Genomic DNA, 17556 nt, shown 5'->3' on the forward strand with positions numbered 1-17556 from the left:
CCTCACAAAAAAGCATCGAAACAGACACTGGCAATCTCATCACGGAGCAGCTTGTCTCCAAATCGTGCATTCTCGTATAATGCGTACCATCCGGGGAAAAGCTGCATTTCCTTACTTTCTTCACAGTACAGCGACCAATCGCCATCCTTGTGGCTCACGAAATAATGCAGACCATCGTGGGACAGTTCCATCTCACGGCCTGTTTCCAGAGAGAGGAGCATCAGCCCATCGTTATAGCGCCGCTGCCACTCTTTCCAGAAAGCGGTGTATCCGTTCCGGTCAAACTCATTCTCCGGGATTTCTTTCGGGGTACAGGCATCGTAGAACCGCTTTACGCTTTTTGCAAAATCCAGAACCTCGTACTGATATTCCCGAAGGGTCACGACTTCTTCCTGCCCGGAGGGGAGGATAAACCGGACGGCATTGCCTTCATGGATGGTGGTCCAATCCGTTCCTGTATCGCATCCGCTGATAGCAACTTCAGTCAGGTCATCATTGGCAATAAGAGTATGCCCACAGCAGGGGATCATTTGAATATCATACTCTGCCATCAGCTTGTCGTTGGTGAGCGTTTTCAGCAGATACAGAGCAGTAGCGCTGACAGTACCCGTATCTTCAAGAACGGTATCGCCAAACTGTACCGTAACATGACCATGCAGGCAAAGATCCTGCGGGTCATCAGCTGCGCCACCGATCCACTCAAAGTTGTCGGCTTTTATTCTGAAAACACCCATGTTGATACCCCCTTAACCACAAAGCAGCGGCAACCGATTGCTGCCGCTGCTGTTGCAGCTTAATCGTACTATGGATTTCCAATCAGTTCATGTCGATTGTGTAAACGATAGATTTTTCAAAGAAATCTTAAAGAATACCCGTTACGCTGGGCCACTGCCAACAGGTACCGTTTTTGATACTTGAGCTGCACATAGCGCATGACCTTGTTGTAATAGACGGGATTGGCCGCGCCGCCAAGGATACCCACAAGCGGAAACCCTTGCACGAATTTCAGGAGCAGCATGTCTACCGCAAAAGCACTTCCTGTCTTCTGGATCTGGGCCTGCAGCTCATCCTCGCCAGTTTGCGGCATCTCCTCGATCATGCCATCCACCCGTGCATTCTTCACAGCAAAATCAGGGCCTTTGGTAAGAGCTGTTTCCATCATGCGAAGGATAAAAAGCCGCTCCTCTGGAGTATCATAGGCAAAGCCATAGCTCAGGGCGGTTTCATAAACACCTTTAAGCAACATACCGACAAACACCACGATATCCGGCAGGCCAATGCCCAGTGCCCCAAGGCCGATTCCTTCCACAGTTGTCAGGGCGGTGTTTGTCAGACCAGACCGACCGGCATTTCGCTTGACCTGTTTCAGTTCCTTTCGGCCACCCTTGACCTGGACGGCATAATCCTGAACGGAATGGGTCTCTTCAAGATTCTGACGGTTGTAGGTTTTTTCAATGACCCCGACGCCTTGAGTAAATACCACGGAAAACGCCTTGCTGAAAGCTGTCTCTAAACTGCGGTAAACCTTCTCTGGCACCTTCTTCTCCAGATCCGTTTTCCAGCGGGGTGCTGTCGTTTTCATGGCGCTCTGCTTCAGCTGCGTTTCCTTTTTCAGTACAGAGGCGTACTCCTTTTCCAGCGCAGCACGCTTCTTGTCTTTCTTTATGAAAATCGACATAGATGCTCCTTATAGGCTTAATTACTGGAAACAGAAACACTCACACCGCCCTTTGACTCTGTCACGGCGTCGATGGTCAGCACCACGGCCAGCGCAATGATCTCATCGGCCGGATCCGCGATGTCCAGCTTGAGCTCCGGGCCATCTGCTCCCGCACCGCCCAGTAGAGAGGCCACAAGGCCCACCACCACGGCGATCAGCCATTTGCCCCGCAGCGCTTCCCGGGCAATATATCTAAAATCAGCGGCGTATTTCATAGCGCACTCCTTTCTTTTGCGGTCAGGATCAAGCATTATTGGAATCGATAGCCGGAGGAGCCCATATGGAATACAGTCTCCATCATCTTGCCATGGTCTGGGAAGATGCGTTCCTCAAAGCCCTCGACTTTTTCGAACGAAATAACAAGGTTATCCTTGTCGATCCAGATGCTGACCGGCTTTCCGTTTTCTCTCTTTGCCCATTGTGCATCATCCGTTTCCTGTGGGGATATAGGGCCGGATGGACATGGCCACACTGCAGATGGGCATGGTCTGGAGCCACACCTTGCCCGGCCCGGTGAGGATCGTGTTAAACAACCCCTCGCCGCCCAGCAATGCGTTCTTCACGCCGGGTACCGCCTGAATGTCCATCTGAACGCCTGCGGTAAAACCCGCCACATTGCCGGTGTCCACCACCAGCTGTTCACCGGGGCCAAGCTCATACTCCACCAATTCGCCATCGATCTCCACGAAGGCCATACCCCGGCCGGACAGCTTCTGCATGATGAAGCCCTCGCCGCCGAAAAGCCCCACACCGATTTTCTTCTTGAAGTGGATGGACAGCTCCACCCCGGCCTCAGCGGCAAGGAAGGCGCTCTTCTGCAGGATCATCTCCCGGCCCGGACCGATCTCCACGGCCTTGATCTGGCCGGGGAAGCTGGAGCCGAAGGTGATCATACCCTGGCCCCTGGCCGCATAGATGTTCTGGAACATGCTCTCTCCGGAAAACGCCTTGGCGAACATCTTGCCCAGACCACCGCCCCGGGTATCCATCTGCATATTGGGGGTCATCCAGACCATGGAGCCCTTTTCGGTGATCATCTGCTCGCCGCTCTCCAGCTGACAGACCACGATGGGGAACGAACCACCTTTGATCTCATAACGCATATTCAGTACCTCCTATAATTCTGTGTTTATATCCTGATGCAGGACTTCATAATTCCTGCTGCTATACCGATCATGGCTACGGGAATGATCAGGATGGCGCCGCCCACAAACAGCAGAAAGACAATCAGCATGGGCAGGGTAAGCACGATGAGAATACCTGCAATGATTTTCGCCATGCCCCAGGTGAGCTTCAGCGCCAGACTGATAGCTTTGATCAGCAGCCAGACAAAAACAATAACGGATAGCAACTCAAACATTTCTTTTCCTTTCAATCAGCGCTCAAAGCCCTTATATCGGGTGCCCTGGTGAGTCAGCATACCCCGGTCACCGATTTCCAGCTCTTGATACTCGTACCGCTTGACACGAAGCTCGATCTGCTCACCATCTTGGGTCTCGAATGTAATGTGATAGGAGTGACTATGATGATGGTGTCCGTTGCTGTGGTGATGATGTGTTTTTCTTCGCTTATCCACGATAGTGGCAGATCCCGTCAGAACGGGAGAGTTCTCGTTCTCGATGAACTGGCCGATACCCTTGGCAATGATATAGAAAAACACGACAAACCAAATGATAACGAATATCTGCATTCTGATCCTCCAATGTTCTGTAAAAGGGGCCCCACTTCATCGTGAGGACCCTATGTCTATGTGAAGTTTTGGCTCAACAGCCTTGATTCCGAGGGCTTCGGCGTAAGCTGGGTTTTTCCTGATCTTATCCAGAAGCCGAATGATCAGGATTCGTTCTCTCGCAATCAAAGGTACCACTTCCTTTGCTTAGATGTGGAAATCTGCCTCCTGCTTATGGCTCTATTGTACCTTTGTGCTGCCCGGAAATAAATGGCTGTGTCAGCAAAATAAGAGGGTATAATTCTTCGTCTGGAGAAAAATAAAGGCTGATCAGACCTGCTTGCCTTTCAGAGCGTTATACTGCTCTATATCAATGACTCCGGTGGCCAGCATCTTTTCTGACCACAGCTGCAGCGTCTCCACGGTGATGGAGATGCGCTCCAGCTCCTCCTGTATGTAGATGAAATCCGCCAGTTCATCACCGGAGATACGCCCGTCCGCCGTGATCTCGATAAGCCGCTCCTTTTGCCTGTGCATGGAGTTCAGGGAAGCCAGCATCTCCAGCACAATCTGGGACAGGTCCTTGATCTGGATCTCCGGCACATACTGCTGCCCGATGGGACACTGGTTGGCGCAGTAGTAGTTGCAAAGGTTGGGCTGCCGGTATTTCTCCGCCATGGCCAGTACCTCGTCCGGATAGGGCAGGGATCGTTCGTTCTCGATCTTCTCGATACGCTCCGGGGAGATGGTCTCCAGTAGTTCGCTGGCCGACTCTCGGGTGAGCTTCAGGCTCTCTCTGGTCAGCTGGTAGATGTTCTTGTTTTCTTTTGTGGATACTCTGGCCATGTTCAACTTCCTCGCCTTTCATCATGCGTATCATCATTATACGAGTTAGCGACAAAAAACGCAACTGCCACCACGCGAAGTAAATTATATCATTGTAATGCCGTTTTTGGCAATTCTTATCTCCTTTTTGTGTGCGCTTATTGGGCAGTTCTCTTGAAACGCAAAAATCCCGCACAGCAGCCGTGTAACCTGCCGTGCGGGAAGTTGACCCTTTATTCTGCGATCAGACGATCCGTTTTAATGGCGTAAGCATATGCTTCTGCGCTGACTTTTCTCAGGTAGGCCAGCGGCATGAGCTTGTCCACCGTCAACTTTTCACCGGCAAATGCCGCAGCATCCTCAATTCGCTCATAGTCATTGCCTGTCAGCAGGCACGCCGCCATATACATTACCTTAGTTGCTCTGGTGGCGGCGATCTCCGGGCTGTAGTTTTCTGCGTAGATATGGCCGCGCAGATCACGGATGCCCTTTACATACAGAGGGTATTCCTCTGCATCGGATTTTCCTCGGGACGCGAGGCAAAGTGCTGCGTCAAATGTATCCCGAAGGCAGTCTTCCACACTGGCATCGCTGCCGCGGTATGCAAGTTCTGCCTTGGCAATTTCCGTGTATGTATGGTGCACTTTCGCAGTGTCCTCAAAGATATCAAGCAGAGAGGTCACATCGTAAAACTGTTTCATGACCTCCATATCCTTGCCGTCATTGAGGAGAATACCGGTGGTGTGGGGTGCAAATGCGGTGAGTTTATCCGCCAGGATACAATCTGCGCTGGGAATCTGTACTGCCAGATATTCCGGCTGCGTTTGCAGCAGCTCGTTTCGGATTTCCTTGCTGATAAGCTCAGCATAATGGTTTTCCTCGAACAGGACGTCCAAGAGGATATACAACGGCTTATGGTTTACCGGGGAATCATAGGTAAACTTGAAATGGCGCTTTTCGATATTATTTTTGCCGATGCGTTTTTGTTCTTCCGCACTCTGGAAAGGGAATATCTTGGATGCCTCTTCGATAAAGGCATCCAGATCCGTTCCGGGCTCCACAATGATATCAATGTCAGTGGACAACCGGCGCGGACGGTTCATCAGGAGCATCAGGCAGGTACCGCCCTTGAAAATAAAGGGCATTCCCACGCGGGCCAGAGCCTCCAGCAGTCCAAAGGCGTAGACCGCACGCTCCAACAGTACGGGGTCACGTTTGCTGGTTTTCTGAAGTTCCCGGATATGCTCTTCTGAAAAGCTGATTGGCTGTATCATATCGTTACTCCGTTCTTAACGTAATATTTGTCTTTTCTCGAATCAGCGCCCTCAGCCGTTTTTCAGCAGCACGGCGCTTGGCATAGCGGAACAGGCAGCTCTCGTCGATTACATAGCCGGAAAAAGCCCCCTCAAAGATGGCCGGATATTCGCTCTTACTGATCACTTCCTGCAGCAGAGGGTCAGAAACCAAATCCACCAGCATCTTTTCAAGGCGGGTATGCCATGCTTCCTCGTTTCCTCTGGGAGCCTCAGTGACCAGTTTGTTTAATACGATCATGCCATCATACCAATACTGGTGATACAGTTCGGGAGTCGGGTCGAGAAGCACCTTGCCAGGGACCTGCTCCTTGAGCAGGTCGAAAACAAAATCAATAATATCATCCTCCACGGAGAGGAACAGAACATTGTGTGCCAACTGATGATTGACAAATTCGTTGAGTTGCACCAGTTCAAAAATGGTGAACTCCACCGCAGGAAACGCTTCCCGAATAGCCCGTGCAGCAGCGCAGGCCTCCTCTGAGTATTCATGCCGATAATTGCTCATCTTATTTCCGGAGACACAATACGCATTCCGGCCGACTCGAACGACCTCTCCGCTTTTCACCAGGCCACGCAGTCTCTTGCGCATAGCCTCTTCTCCAAGCGGGCAGCCATTGTCCTGATTGGTCATAAAGAAATCCCCAAAGCTAAAACTCTTCATGCCGGCCAATGCCGTCAGATGAACCTGATTGAACATGATAATCACCTCGCAAACCGTCCTATTTTGGCAACAGATACTCACTATTGCCGTTTTGGTACAATTACATTATACTGCTTTTCTCCGTTTCGTCAATACCATTTCGGCAATAGAGGGTGTTTACTGACGAAATAGTACCGTCGAAACATGAGAATAGTATTGCCCTTCAAAAGCATTTTATTCGCAGAGCCGAAAATGGTTGCATCGAAAGGTGAAATCTCATTTCACCATACCTGAAGCAAAATGCTTGGAGGATTCTGTTATAATGGTTTTAAGAGGAGGTGCAGCATGTATAGCATATCGGAATTTGCAGGCTTGTTGGTCAAGCAGGCCCGGGAAGAGAAGCAATGGGATCAGCAGTATCTGGCTGATGAGCTGGATATTGATATCCGCACGCTCAAGAAAATAGAAGCAGGCAAATCAGACATATCATTTGACACACTGAGCAGTCTGATCCATCTGCTTGAAATCTCACCGAAAATCCTGTTCTATGCTGATCGCACAGAAACCGGCGTGGAGATGGATAAGATATTTCGTCAGCTGATGCGCTTTTCTCCGGACAATATCCAGATGATCTGCGATTCAGCCCATTACATCCGGGCCTGGAAGGATGCCAACGGTGATGACTACCCTTTGGAACAATAAAGCATGACCGTTAAGAGAGATCCCTGCGCCGGAGAATACCAGCGCAGGGATTTCATTACACTTACCACTTGCTCATGATCTTACCATACATCTGCAGCTTTTCATCTTCGTAGCGGACTTCCCAAACATATCGGAGACTACGGCATCCAACGTCAGATTGCACACAGTGAAAGCGTTCTGGAAACGATTCTTTTCACTGGAACGCATGGACACGAGCTTACTTCGATAGCGGGTGAACTCGCGGAGAATACGGATATCCTTACTTGGAATGAAACTGCTGGGAACTAAGCCCATACGAAACAGATTGCCGACGACGTACAGTTTGAGGTTGTCGGTATCTCTGACATTCGGGAAACCGACGATTACCCCGGCATCCGGGTCGCGCTGAAAGCGAACTATCCGCCGATCAGCGTACCTCTGACGGTGGATGCCACCACGGGCGACATGATAACGCCCCGCGAGGTGGAATACACATTCTCCCTGCTGTTCGATAACCGCACGATCAGTATTCTTGCCTATAACCTTGAAACGGTTTTGGCGAAAAAGCTGGAAACTGTGCTGTCCCGCAACATTGCGAATACCCGTCCGAAAGATTATTACGACGTACATATCCTGTACGCACTGCGCGGCGCGGAGTACGACAAAGCGACGCTGCGCCGGGCGCTGGAACGGACGACGCAGAAACGCGGTAGCGGCATGATCCTGACAGACTACCCGGAAATTATGAAAGAGATCCGCGAAAGCGATACGCTCCGCAAGCTGTGGGAGAAATACAGCCGCGAGTAACCGTGTGCATTTCATGCGGGTTCCTTACAGAGATCCGGGTAGTTTCATGCTCCGTTTGTCAGTTACCTTTGTTCACCCTGGGACACTTGTTAGTGTTGAAAAAAGAACGTTTTTCGGATACTATATAGGTGAGAGCGGCAAAAAAAGCGGTACTTTTATTCGTGCAATAGGGGCGCTGGTATGATAAAAGGAGTTGGCAGCAAGGAGTATCGCTAAAATGAGAGCGTTTCGGTAAACGATCTCGTTGGCATTGACTGCGGGCATATCTCGAATTACACCTATTGCCGAAGCCCGGAAGCGTCCTGCTTTCGCGGACTCGGTATGCTTTCCGCAAACCTGACTATTATAGCGCCCATAGCGGGCCTTGCCCGCGTATGCGCACAGCCATGCCGGCTGTGCGCATTTTTTTATTTCTGCCGAGCTCCTCCGTTTTTGAAAAATGGTTTTACCAAATCTTTCAGAAACGGAGGGTGAAAAATGTACTTTAATCAGGTCAAATTCGGGTGTCGGCTGAGGAATCTGCGGAAACAACGGAGGATGACGCAAGAGGCATTGGCGGGATCGCTCAATATCAGCATAGATCATCTCAGTAAAATCGAACATGGCAAACGCGGTGTGTCCATCGATCTGCTGCTGGATATCTCCGAAGCGTTGGATGTCTCTCTCGATTATCTGCTGAAAGGGACGATACACACCTCGCTTCAGATGAAGGATCTGATTGGACGGATGCAGGAACTCCACGACCAAATGGCGGCAATTTATGAAAACCCGTTCTGACAGTCCGGGTTTTTGCCCCAAAACCCGGACTACCCCGCCATACAAAAATCCTTTTGGCAGAGTTACAATTTACTCAAGCCAAAGACGACGGCTTTTCGTACCTTGAAAAACACTGCCCCCGGCAGTCATATCCGGCGACGAATAACGTCGGCTGACGGCCCCCTGACGAGGGGGAACAGCGATGCGGCGGGTGCGCGAAGACCACCTGCATCGGACAATCGTCCGATGTCAACGAACGGCCTTTAAGGTGCAGAGCGAAACTCATCCAGCCAAAAGCAGATGCGGCGATCTGTCTTGCGATGATCCCGTCAGCCCTGAACAAACAGCCTGTCCAGCCACAGATGCAAGCAATGGGGGCAGCTCGAGAGATCCTCGGGAGGTGAGAGTCCTGTTGGGCGCTGCCAAGCGCCGGTTCGTTCAGCCGCCCACGGTCCGGGGAGTAGTGTCGAATAGGACTGAACAAAGGATTATTTCAAAAGCAGCGGGAGCCGCCAGCATGAAGGGCAAAGCAGCATGCTGCCAAAACCATGTGCGGCGGCTTCCGCTTTCATAAATATGAGGAAAGCATTATGAATACCAATATAGACTATCTGGGTCTGCTGGCCCTTCTGCGCCGCTTGCTGGCATTGGAGCTGATCAACGATTCAGAGGCAAAAAAAGATCGCCGTGCGGCTGCGCGTGGATATGGGCGCGGACATCGCGGTTTTTCTCTGATTTTTCTCTTTTGGGTATGGATATTTTTGGACTTCAATGATATTGTGTGTTGCTGAACGGGGGGTGACAGTGGAATGAGCGGCAAGGAAAAAGCGAAAGGCTCGCTGGCGCTGGCAGCGCCGAGAGTTATTACGATCCCGGCAAATGTTCCGGAAATTGGACGAAAGCTCCGCGTGGCGGCCTACGCCCGCGTCAGCTCTAATTCCGACGATCAGACGCATTCCTTCGCGGCGCAGAATGCCTACTTCTCCAAGCTCATCGCAGGAAATCCAAATTGGGAATTGGCAGATATCTACGCTGACAAGGGCGTCACCGGCACTTCCATCGACAAGCGGGAGGACTTCTTGCGGATGATGGAGGACTGCAGAAAGGGACGCATCGACCGCATCCTTGTAAAGTCCATCTCCCGCTTCGGTCGCAACACAAGAGAGCGCCTGAAAGCAGTGCGGGAACTGGCGGGGCTCGGCGTCATCGTCCTGTTCGAGGAACAGAAGATCGACACGGCGGAGACCACCGGTGAGATGCTCACCGCTAGTAGTATGCTTCCAACCAAGACAGGAGCGGCCTTCGTTTTTTTATCTCTGAGCTAAGAGGTGCGTTTTCAAAAGCACGTTCTCTAAGGCTCTATGGTCTTCATGTAACTGCCACCAACAGGGCTTCAGAAAGCAGAGAACATTCTCCGCCCATCGATAGTCCTCTGGCTTCAGCGTTTCCAATGCAGCGCTGCGCTGGAATGCCGTGTTGCGCTTCCGCAGGTTGGCATCCACGCTGGCCCGATCCAGATATAAGTTCAGAAAGCCGCAGACGATGGCAGCTTCTTCCGTTGTATAGAACATGCTTTCCCTCCCATTCCGCAAACAGGCATCATTGTAACACGGTGCTCTTGTTTTGAAAATGGGCTGTTTCCACAAGTTTTCTCTCAAAAGTTTGTTGCAAACAGTTGTTCGATTTACGACGGCGTGCTATACTGATAGACACTAAGGACGAGGAGGCGCGCTATGCAGCAGAGCGGACGGACATATATTGCCATTGACTTAAAATCGTATTATGCGTCCGTCGAGTGCATGGAGCGCGGTCTTGACCCGATGACGACCAATCTGGTCGTAGCAGATCTTAGCCGCACGGAGAAAACCATTTGTCTCGCGGTATCGCCTTCTCTGAAGGCATACGGTATTTCCGGCAGAGCACGGCTCTTTGAAGTGGTCGAGCGCGTCAAGGAGGTCAACGCCGAACGTCGGCGCAAAGCAGGCGGCAATCTTTTTGAAAAGAGCTGCGATGCCCATGAGCTGGCAGTTGACCCGTCACGCGCGGTTGGCTATCTTGTCGCGCCGCCGCAGATGGCGAAATACATTCAGATCAGCACGCAGATCTACAATGTCTATCTCAAATACATCGCGCCCGAGGACATCCACGTCTACTCCATCGACGAGGTGATGATGGATGTGACCAGCTACCTCGAGACGTATCATATGACCGCCCGCGAGCTGGCGAAGACCATGATCCTCGATGTGCTGCGCACCACGGGCATCACGGCCACGGCGGGCATCGGCAGAAATCTCTATCTCTGCAAGGTCGCTATGGACATTATGGCGAAGCATGTGCAGCCGGACAAAGATGGCGTCCGCATTGCGGAGCTTGACGAGATGAGCTACCGTGAGCAGCTTTGGGCGCACCGCCCGCTGACAGATTTCTGGCGTGTTGGGCGCGGTTATGCAAAGAAGCTGGAAGCCATCGGCATCTACACCATGGGCGATGTTGCAAGATGCTCCATCGGCAAGCCGAACGAATACTATAATGAAGAACTGCTCTATCGGATGTTCGGCATCAACGCTGAGCTCCTCATCGACCACGCATGGGGCTGGGAGCCGTGCCGTATGCAGGATATCAAGGCATACCGGCCGGAAACGAACAGCGTCTGCTCTGGACAGGTTCTCCAATGCCCGTATTCCTTTGAGAAAGCACGGTTGGTTGTACGGGAGATGGCGGAGGCCGTCGCGCTGGATCTGTTGGAAAAGAAACTGGTAACGGATCAGCTGACCCTGACAGTGGGATACGACATTGAAAACACCGCAGGCGGCAGCTACCACGGCGAGACCGTGACAGACCGCTATGGCAGGAAGATCCCCAAGCACACCCACGGAACAGCAAATCTGCCGAGAAAAACATCTTCGGCCCGGAGCATCACGGACGCCGTTCTTGGCGTTTATGATACAAAGGTCAATCCGAAGCTGTCTATTCGGAGACTTACTATCACCGCCAATCGGCTGGTGGGCGAAGATACGGTACAGCAGGAGTCGGAAGCCCCGGTACAGTTCAACCTGTTCGATAATATCGAGGTACAGGAGCAACGGCTGCGGGAGGAAACGGCTCAGTTGGAGCGGGAGCGTAAAATTCAGGAAGCCATGCTCGACATTAAAAAGAAGTTCGGCAAAAACGCCATTTTGAATGGCGGAAGCTATCTGGATGGTGCCACCGCCAAAGAACGGAATAAGCAGATTGGAGGGCATAAGGCTTGAGCGGAAAATATGAAGACATTATCCATTTGCCCCATCCGGATTCGCCAAAACATCCGCGAATGTCCCTCCATGACCGTGCGGCGCAGTTCTCTCCCTTTGCCGCTTTGACTGGTCACAGCGCCGCCATTGCGGAAACCGGGCGGCTGACGGATCAGCGTGTAGAAATGGACGAATATGAAATGGCGCGAGTGGACGCGGAATTGCAGCGCCTCCAGGAGCTGCTTCCCGGCGGGCCCACTGCGTCCATCACCTACTTTGTGCAGGATGAACGGAAGAACGGCGGCAGCTACCAAACTGTCACCAGATCGGTCAAGCGGATCGATGCAGTCAGCGGTATGATCCAGATGACAGACCGGCAGCTCATTCCCATTGCGGATGTTTTCAGCATTGAGATCATCCCATAAAAAAGAAATATCATAACGAAAACTCCCAAACCCGTTCATTATAGAGCAGGCTTGGGAGTTTTCATTATAACTGAAATCAAATTACAGAAGGAGGAGACAGAATGAATCCAAACGCAGATTATCTCGGCATCGTTACCATGCTTCGCAGCCTGCGGGAGCAGGGACTGGTCAGCGGCAGTGAAGCAAAAAAGATCGCCGCGCGACTGATGGTACAGCTTGGCGCGGACATCATTATTTCTCTTTGATTTTTCACTTTTAGGTATAGCTATTGCGGATGCTTCATGGTATTGTGTGTTGCTGACAGGAGGTGACAGCAAATGAGCGGCAAGGAGAAAACCAACGGTTCTCTGGCCATGGCCCCGCGGGTCATTACGATTCCTGCAGCAAGTCAAGAAAACACCAGAAAGCTCCGCGTGGCGGCATACGCCCGCGTCAGCTCCAACTCCGAGGATCAGAAGCACTCCTTTGCCGCACAGAACGCCTACTACTCCAAGCTCATCACAGGCAACCCCGATTGGGAACTGGCAGACATTTACGCAGATCAGGGCATCACCGGCACATCCATAGACAAGCGGGATGACTTTCTGCGGATGATGGAGGACTGCCGGAAAGGGCGTATTGACCGCATCCTTGTGAAGTCCTCCTCACGTTTTGCTCGCAATACCAAAGAGAGTCTGGAAGCGGTGCGAGAATTGGCTGCGCTGGGCGTCAGCGTCTACTTCGAGGAACAGGACATCGACACCGCGCAGGTATCCGGAGAAGTTCTTATCGCCATGTTCGCAGCATTGGCTCAACGGGAAAGTGAAGCTATCTCCGAGCGAATGCGGTGGAGTTACCGGACTCGAATCGACAAGGGCAGATTTTCCACCAATAAAGCACCGTTTGGTTACATGCTGGCAGATGGACGATTGGAAATCAACACGGAAGAAGCAGAAGTTGTCAAAGAAATTTTTGATATGTCCTTGCAAGGAGAGAGCATCTCGGATATAGCAAAGAGAGTCAGTAAAATGGATATCCCTACGAGAGATAAGACTTCGTATTGGCAGGAGAGTTCTATCCTGTATATTCTCCATAATGAAAAATACGCAGGGGACTGCTTACTGCAAAAAACATATACGGCGCAAGAACTGCCGAGATTTAGAAAACGAAATCTCGGTAAGTATCGGCAGGTCTTTGTAAAGCAATCTCATCCGGCTATTATAGAGCGCGAAAAGTTCGAAAGGGTTCAGGAACTGCTAAAAAGAAAAAGAATAGCATTTGCTGGTGATAGCGTGTCAACACCGTTCAGCAAAAAGATAAAGTGTGCGGAATGCGGTTCCACATTTCGGCTTAAAAAAGTACGAGGGAAGAACTACTGGACATGCATGGCACACGAGAAAGATGTACATAAGTGCAGTATGCTGCCGCTTCCGGAGGAACAGGTATTGCAGGCGTTCCTTCGACTGTACTACAAACTCAAATACTACGGTATAGGAGTACTTACACAACTCATCTCTGACTTCCACGCTGCCAAAACCGGCAGCCTTCTCTGGAGCGAAAACATCGTGGAGATTAACAAACAAATATCAGATATTGCCAGTCAGGAACGACTTTTGACCCAGCTCAAGCAGCAGGGCAGCGTCGATCCTGACATTTTTATATCCCGCGGCAATCTGCTTGCGGAGCGCCGCCGGGAACTAAAGCTCCAAAAGGAACGCATCCTGCGGTCTGAGGAGGATCATACCATCCAGCAAACACAAGACCTACTGGATGTTCTCGAAAGCGGACCGGACTGGCTGGATGACTTCGATGAGCAGCTATTCAGCGACCTGGTCGAGAAAATCGTGGTCGTGGACAATGAAAAACTGTGCTTCCGGCTTCTCAACGGGTTGGAGGTCACAGAAAAAATAGAAAGGACGCAAAGATAATGGGAAATCGAAAACAGCCATTTGGCTACAAGATGGGGTTTGGCGAGATCGTGCCGCAGCCGCAGGAGGCAGAAACGATACGGAGCATCTACCTGCAATACCTTGCCGGAGCTTCCTTCAAGCAGCTTACCGAGCAGCTTCAGGCGGAGGATGTTCCCTACGATGTGGACAAGCCTTGGAACAAAAATATGGTAGCACGGATTTTAGAGGATGACCGATACATTGGTGAGAAGTATTTTCCTGCGCTCATCCCGACGGAGCAATTCCACGCTGCCCAGGAACGCAGAAAAGAGATGCGCCCTGAGTATAAGCAGACACCTGCGCAAAAGGAGTTGCGCAAGCTGTGCGGCGGCATCGTACCCGACAGCGTAGCACGAAGAGTCCTCAAGATACTGAATCAGGTGGTCGATGATCCGCAGCTCATTAAGATAGAATCATCCGGTGTTCCCACCACGGAAGACATCAGGCAACGCCGGCTGGAACTGGACAAGTTGCTGCAGACACCTCCTGTGGATGAAGAAATCGCACGCCAAAAGGCAATGGAGTTGGCGGTACTGACCCTTGTGAGCGTGGAGATGGAGGAATACGAAGCCCGCCGGCTCCGCAGCATCTTCGGGAAGCAGGCAAAGATGCGGGAACTGGATGCGAACCTTCTGCGGCAGAATGTCCGGAAAATCACTTATGGCAGTAAGACGGTCAAAGTCCTGCTGAAAAATAATCAAGTCTTAGAGGAGTGTGATGATGCATGACGCAGACCCGCCCTGAACCGAAGGTCATTATCATCCCTGCAAAGGAGGAATCGCCGCAGGATCAGGAAAAGAAGAAAAATCTCCGGGTAGCTGCATACTGCCGTGTGTCCACCAAAAAAGATGAACAGCTTGGCAGCTATGAAAACCAGAAAGCATACTACACGGAAAAGATCATGGCAAATCCCAACTGGACGATGGCGGATATCTTCGCGGATGAGGGTATCACCGGTACCTCCGCCTGCAAGCGCAAGAATTTTCTTCGCATGATCCGGCAGTGCAGGAAGGGCAAGATCGACATGATTCTTGCCAAATCGGTATCCCGCTTCGCCCGCAACACCGTGGACACTCTGAGCTATACCCGCGAGCTGCGCAGCATGGGCATCCCGGTCATCTTCGAGGAGCAGAATATCAACTCCATCTACCCGGAGAGCGAATTCCTCATCACCATCCACGGCGCCTTCGCACAGTCCGAAAGCGAAGGGATATCCTCCCGCGTCAAGTGGGGCAAGCATCAGGCGATGCGGACGGGAAAGGCAAACATCCAGTATAAGACCCTGCTGGGGTACGAAAAAGGACCTGACGGAGAGATGGTGGTCAACGCAGAGCAGGCAGAGACTGTCCGAAAGATTTACGAGCTGTACCTATCCGGTCAGACGCTGCGCAATATCAAGGAAACCTTGGAAACAGGCGGATTCAAGAATTCGGCAGGAACGACGGAATGGACAACCTCCAATCTGCGGACGATCCTCTCTGATGAAAAATACTGCGGTGATGTCCTGCTCCAAAAGACCTTCATTCGAGACTGCATCAGCAAGCAGGTCATCCGTAATACTGGACAGCTTCCCATGTATCTGATTCAGAACCACCACGAGGCCATCATCTCTCGGGAACAGTTCGATGCGGTTCAGATAGAACTGGCGCGGCGTCGGGCCCAGACCGGCGGCACGAAAAAAAGCGCTCCCACAGGTATGAGCCGCTACAGCGGCAAGTACGCGCTCAGTGGGCTGCTGTTCTGTGGCGAGTGCGGTACGGCGTACCGCAGAGTGGTGTGGACACAGCACGGTGAGAAACGAGCCGTGTGGCGCTGCAGTAGCCGCTTGGACTATGGCAAGAAATACTGCAAAGAATCTCCGACGCTGGACGAATCGCCGCTTCAGCAGGCGGTGCTGGCAGCCATCAATGCATCCATGTCAGGGTGCAAGGTGCTGGCAGATCAGCTTGTAGACGCAATGGAGCAGGAATTGGCTCCGGTTCCCGGTGAGAGCATGAGCCTTGGAGATATCGACCGAGCGGTCACAGAGTTGGGCAAACAATTCGATACGCTTCTGGCAGAAGCGGCAAATGGTGACGCGGACGAATACGCCGAGCGCTTTCGTACCATCTCCACCACGATGGAGGAACTGAAGCGCCGCAAGGCGGCAATCCTCAGTATCCGGCAGGAACAGGAACAGATCAGCCGTCGTATCCATGCGGCAGCCTCGGCAATGACCGCGGCGACTGTGGGAATCACAGAGTGGGATGATGGTGTGGTCTATCAGCTACTGGAAAAGGTCACCGTCCTGTCCCGAGAGCGCATCCGTGTGACGCTGCGGGACGGACTGGAAATTGAACAGGCTGTAGAACAGCCAAAAAGGAGGAAATTCGCATGATTTATGTGACTGGCGATTGCCACGGAAACTTCCGGCGTTTCCAATCGGATTGTTTCCCGGAGCAAGCGAACATGACGAAGGATGACACGGTCATCATCACCGGCGACTTCGGCGGCGTGTGGTTTGGTGACAGCCGCGACGATGAAACGCTGGATTGGCTGGAACGCCTGCCCTTCACGCTTGCCTTCGTCTGCGGCAACCATGAAAACTATGACGCGCTGGAACGATATCCCGTAGCGGAGTGGCACGGCGGCAAGGTACACCGCATTCGTCCTCATGTGCTGCACCTGATGCGCGGTCAGATCTTCGAGCTGGAAGGATACCGCTTCTTCACCATGGGCGGCGCAAAAAGCCACGACATCGAGGATGGGATTTTGGAGCCGGATGCCCCGGATTTTGAGCGAAGGCTCACGATGCTCCAGCGCAAACCAAGAGCGAGATACCGCATCAACCACATTTCCTAGTGGGCGCAGGAGCTGCCAACCGATGAGGAATACGCCGAGGCGCGGCGAAGCCTTGATGCGGTCGGCTGGCAGGTGGACTACATCATCACACACTGCGCCCCCACCAGCATTGCCCTCATGGAGACCCGTCACAACGAGGCAGATCGGCTCACGGACTTCCTGCAAGATGTACGGGAAAGAGCAGAATACCACTACTGGCTGTTCGGCCACTATCATGACAACAAAGCCGTTGATGAAAAGCACATCCTGCTGTGGGAGCAGATCGTGCAGATCTGCTAAGATCTGGTGGAAAAGGCAGTAAAGGAAAGAGCGGTACAGCGCCGCTTTTTCCTTTGCGGCTTTGCAGCAGAGTAGAAAAACCGAGTAACGGCTTGCAAGTTGAGCGGATCTGTTGGAAAAGTAGAAGAATGCTTTCGATGCTTCCTTTTGATAGACTGTAGATCCGTGGCCTGATATACTGGAAGCAACAAAAGAACAGGAGCGAATAAAGATATGGATACGTTAATGGAACTCAGCATTCAAGGAGACATCTTCTTTTTCTATGATATATTGTCAGAGGAAGAAAAGGAAACCGTTCGCAAGTGCATGAGGGCGAGGTATAAAGGCCATATAGTAGGCGACCCTAAAATCGATGAATTTTTAGAAGAACTCGAGCGTGATCATGGCATTCGGTTGAAGAGGCTGCCGGTAACGAGCGTCATTGCGGTGTAAGAGCAAA

22 protein-coding genes and 3 pseudogenes are annotated in these 17556 nt (G+C 51.8%); 14 read left to right on the plus strand and 11 right to left on the minus strand.

Going from position 1 to position 17556, the window contains the following annotated elements; all coding sequences use genetic code 11:
• Positions 1–2: 2 nt before the first annotated feature.
• The 9 genes from ACOMDU_RS00355 to ACOMDU_RS00395 all read right to left on the minus strand — a co-directional run bounded on the left by ACOMDU_RS00355 (position 3) and on the right by ACOMDU_RS00395 (position 6227).
• Entirely contained in the window at positions 3–734 is a 732-nt protein-coding gene (locus ACOMDU_RS00355; protein WP_421128535.1) for a hypothetical protein, read from the minus strand.
• Between the two features lie 116 nt (positions 735–850).
• The gene (locus tag ACOMDU_RS00360) at positions 851–1678 is read right to left on the minus strand and encodes an EcsC family protein (protein ID WP_187015263.1); all 828 of its coding nucleotides are present in this window, start codon (positions 1676–1678) and stop codon (positions 851–853) included.
• Positions 1679–1695: 17 nt separating this feature from the next.
• The gene (locus tag ACOMDU_RS00365; RefSeq protein WP_187015262.1) at positions 1696–1935 is read right to left on the minus strand and encodes a hypothetical protein; all 240 of its coding nucleotides are present in this window, start codon (positions 1933–1935) and stop codon (positions 1696–1698) included.
• Between the two features lie 210 nt (positions 1936–2145).
• Positions 2146–2823 carry a TIGR00266 family protein gene (locus ACOMDU_RS00370; protein ID WP_421128536.1) on the minus strand — a complete coding sequence of 226 codons (678 nt, stop codon included), beginning with the start codon at positions 2821–2823 and terminating at the stop codon, positions 2146–2148.
• 26 nt (positions 2824–2849) lie between these two features.
• Positions 2850–3080, minus strand: a complete 231-nt coding sequence (locus tag ACOMDU_RS00375) for a hypothetical protein (RefSeq protein ID WP_421128537.1) — start codon at positions 3078–3080, stop codon at positions 2850–2852.
• 15 nt (positions 3081–3095) lie between these two features.
• A complete protein-coding gene (locus ACOMDU_RS00380) occupies positions 3096–3410 on the minus strand; it encodes a DUF2500 domain-containing protein (RefSeq protein ID WP_187015259.1) in 315 nt (104 codons plus the stop codon).
• A 309-nt stretch (positions 3411–3719) separates the two neighbouring features.
• On the minus strand, positions 3720–4235 hold the full coding sequence (locus tag ACOMDU_RS00385; protein WP_421128538.1) for an XRE family transcriptional regulator: 516 nt from the start codon (positions 4233–4235) through the stop codon (positions 3720–3722).
• 212 nt (positions 4236–4447) lie between these two features.
• A complete protein-coding gene (locus ACOMDU_RS00390; RefSeq protein ID WP_421128539.1) occupies positions 4448–5488 on the minus strand; it encodes a nucleotidyl transferase AbiEii/AbiGii toxin family protein in 1041 nt (346 codons plus the stop codon).
• Positions 5489–5492: 4 nt separating this feature from the next.
• Positions 5493–6227, minus strand: coding sequence for a DUF6577 family protein (locus tag ACOMDU_RS00395; RefSeq protein WP_421128540.1), 735 nt, complete (start codon positions 6225–6227; stop codon positions 5493–5495).
• Between the two features lie 288 nt (positions 6228–6515).
• On the opposite strand from ACOMDU_RS00395, the gene ACOMDU_RS00400 reads away from it, so the two are divergent.
• Positions 6516–6872 (plus strand): helix-turn-helix domain-containing protein, encoded by a 357-nt coding sequence (locus tag ACOMDU_RS00400; protein ID WP_187015255.1) that lies wholly within the window; start codon positions 6516–6518, stop codon positions 6870–6872.
• Between the two features lie 102 nt (positions 6873–6974).
• On the opposite strand, the pseudogene ACOMDU_RS13785 reads toward ACOMDU_RS00400, so the two are convergent.
• Positions 6975–7181: pseudogene (locus ACOMDU_RS13785) on the minus strand (IS110 family RNA-guided transposase); the annotation flags it as partial.
• Between the two features lie 63 nt (positions 7182–7244).
• On the opposite strand from ACOMDU_RS13785, the gene ACOMDU_RS00405 reads away from it, so the two are divergent.
• The 4 genes from ACOMDU_RS00405 (at position 7245) to ACOMDU_RS00420 (ending at position 9739) form a co-directional block, all read left to right on the plus strand.
• Complete coding sequence (locus ACOMDU_RS00405; RefSeq protein WP_421128933.1) at positions 7245–7658, plus strand: nucleotidyl transferase AbiEii/AbiGii toxin family protein; 414 nt, start codon at positions 7245–7247, stop codon at positions 7656–7658.
• 477 nt (positions 7659–8135) lie between these two features.
• The gene (locus tag ACOMDU_RS00410; RefSeq protein WP_187015254.1) at positions 8136–8435 is read left to right on the plus strand and encodes a helix-turn-helix domain-containing protein; all 300 of its coding nucleotides are present in this window, start codon (positions 8136–8138) and stop codon (positions 8433–8435) included.
• Between the two features lie 569 nt (positions 8436–9004).
• A complete protein-coding gene (locus tag ACOMDU_RS00415) occupies positions 9005–9205 on the plus strand; it encodes a hypothetical protein (protein ID WP_421128541.1) in 201 nt (66 codons plus the stop codon).
• Positions 9206–9223: 18 nt separating this feature from the next.
• On the plus strand, positions 9224–9739 hold the full coding sequence (locus tag ACOMDU_RS00420; RefSeq protein WP_421128542.1) for a recombinase family protein: 516 nt from the start codon (positions 9224–9226) through the stop codon (positions 9737–9739).
• Here the strand turns inward: ACOMDU_RS00420 and ACOMDU_RS00425 are convergent.
• Entirely contained in the window at positions 9725–9985 is a 261-nt protein-coding gene (locus ACOMDU_RS00425; protein ID WP_187015251.1) for a hypothetical protein, read from the minus strand. The genes ACOMDU_RS00420 and ACOMDU_RS00425 overlap by 15 nt on opposite strands.
• Before the next feature lie 162 nt (positions 9986–10147).
• Between ACOMDU_RS00425 and ACOMDU_RS00430 the strand changes: the two genes are divergently transcribed.
• The 9 genes and pseudogenes from ACOMDU_RS00430 to ACOMDU_RS00470 all read left to right on the plus strand — a co-directional run bounded on the left by ACOMDU_RS00430 (position 10148) and on the right by ACOMDU_RS00470 (position 17549).
• Positions 10148–11665, plus strand: a complete 1518-nt coding sequence (locus ACOMDU_RS00430) for a Y-family DNA polymerase (protein ID WP_421128543.1) — start codon at positions 10148–10150, stop codon at positions 11663–11665.
• The gene (locus ACOMDU_RS00435) at positions 11662–12069 is read left to right on the plus strand and encodes a hypothetical protein (protein ID WP_187015249.1); all 408 of its coding nucleotides are present in this window, start codon (positions 11662–11664) and stop codon (positions 12067–12069) included. Before ACOMDU_RS00430 ends, ACOMDU_RS00435 begins: the two co-directional genes overlap by 4 nt.
• A gap of 101 nt (positions 12070–12170) precedes the next feature.
• Entirely contained in the window at positions 12171–12314 is a 144-nt protein-coding gene (locus tag ACOMDU_RS00440) for a hypothetical protein (RefSeq protein WP_187015248.1), read from the plus strand.
• Positions 12315–12386: 72 nt separating this feature from the next.
• On the plus strand, positions 12387–13976 hold the full coding sequence (locus ACOMDU_RS00445; protein ID WP_421128544.1) for a recombinase family protein: 1590 nt from the start codon (positions 12387–12389) through the stop codon (positions 13974–13976).
• Positions 13976–14725 carry a recombinase family protein gene (locus ACOMDU_RS00450; RefSeq protein ID WP_421128545.1) on the plus strand — a complete coding sequence of 250 codons (750 nt, stop codon included), beginning with the start codon at positions 13976–13978 and terminating at the stop codon, positions 14723–14725. The genes ACOMDU_RS00445 and ACOMDU_RS00450 overlap by 1 nt, the downstream gene beginning before the upstream one ends.
• A pseudogene (locus tag ACOMDU_RS00455) lies at positions 14722–15264 on the plus strand (recombinase family protein); the annotation flags it as partial. The gene ACOMDU_RS00450 and the pseudogene ACOMDU_RS00455, both read left to right, overlap by 4 nt.
• Positions 15265–15312: 48 nt before the next feature.
• Complete coding sequence (locus ACOMDU_RS00460) at positions 15313–16374, plus strand: recombinase family protein (RefSeq protein ID WP_421128934.1); 1062 nt, start codon at positions 15313–15315, stop codon at positions 16372–16374.
• Positions 16371–17117: pseudogene (locus ACOMDU_RS00465) on the plus strand (metallophosphoesterase family protein). Before ACOMDU_RS00460 ends, ACOMDU_RS00465 begins: the two are co-directional and overlap by 4 nt.
• A 213-nt stretch (positions 17118–17330) precedes the next feature.
• The gene (locus tag ACOMDU_RS00470) at positions 17331–17549 is read left to right on the plus strand and encodes a hypothetical protein (RefSeq protein WP_421128546.1); all 219 of its coding nucleotides are present in this window, start codon (positions 17331–17333) and stop codon (positions 17547–17549) included.
• Positions 17550–17556 lie beyond the last annotated feature (7 nt).

This window comes from Vescimonas sanitatis (assembly GCF_049060325.1).
GTDB classification, from domain to species: Bacteria; Bacillota; Clostridia; order Oscillospirales; family Oscillospiraceae; genus Vescimonas; species Vescimonas sanitatis.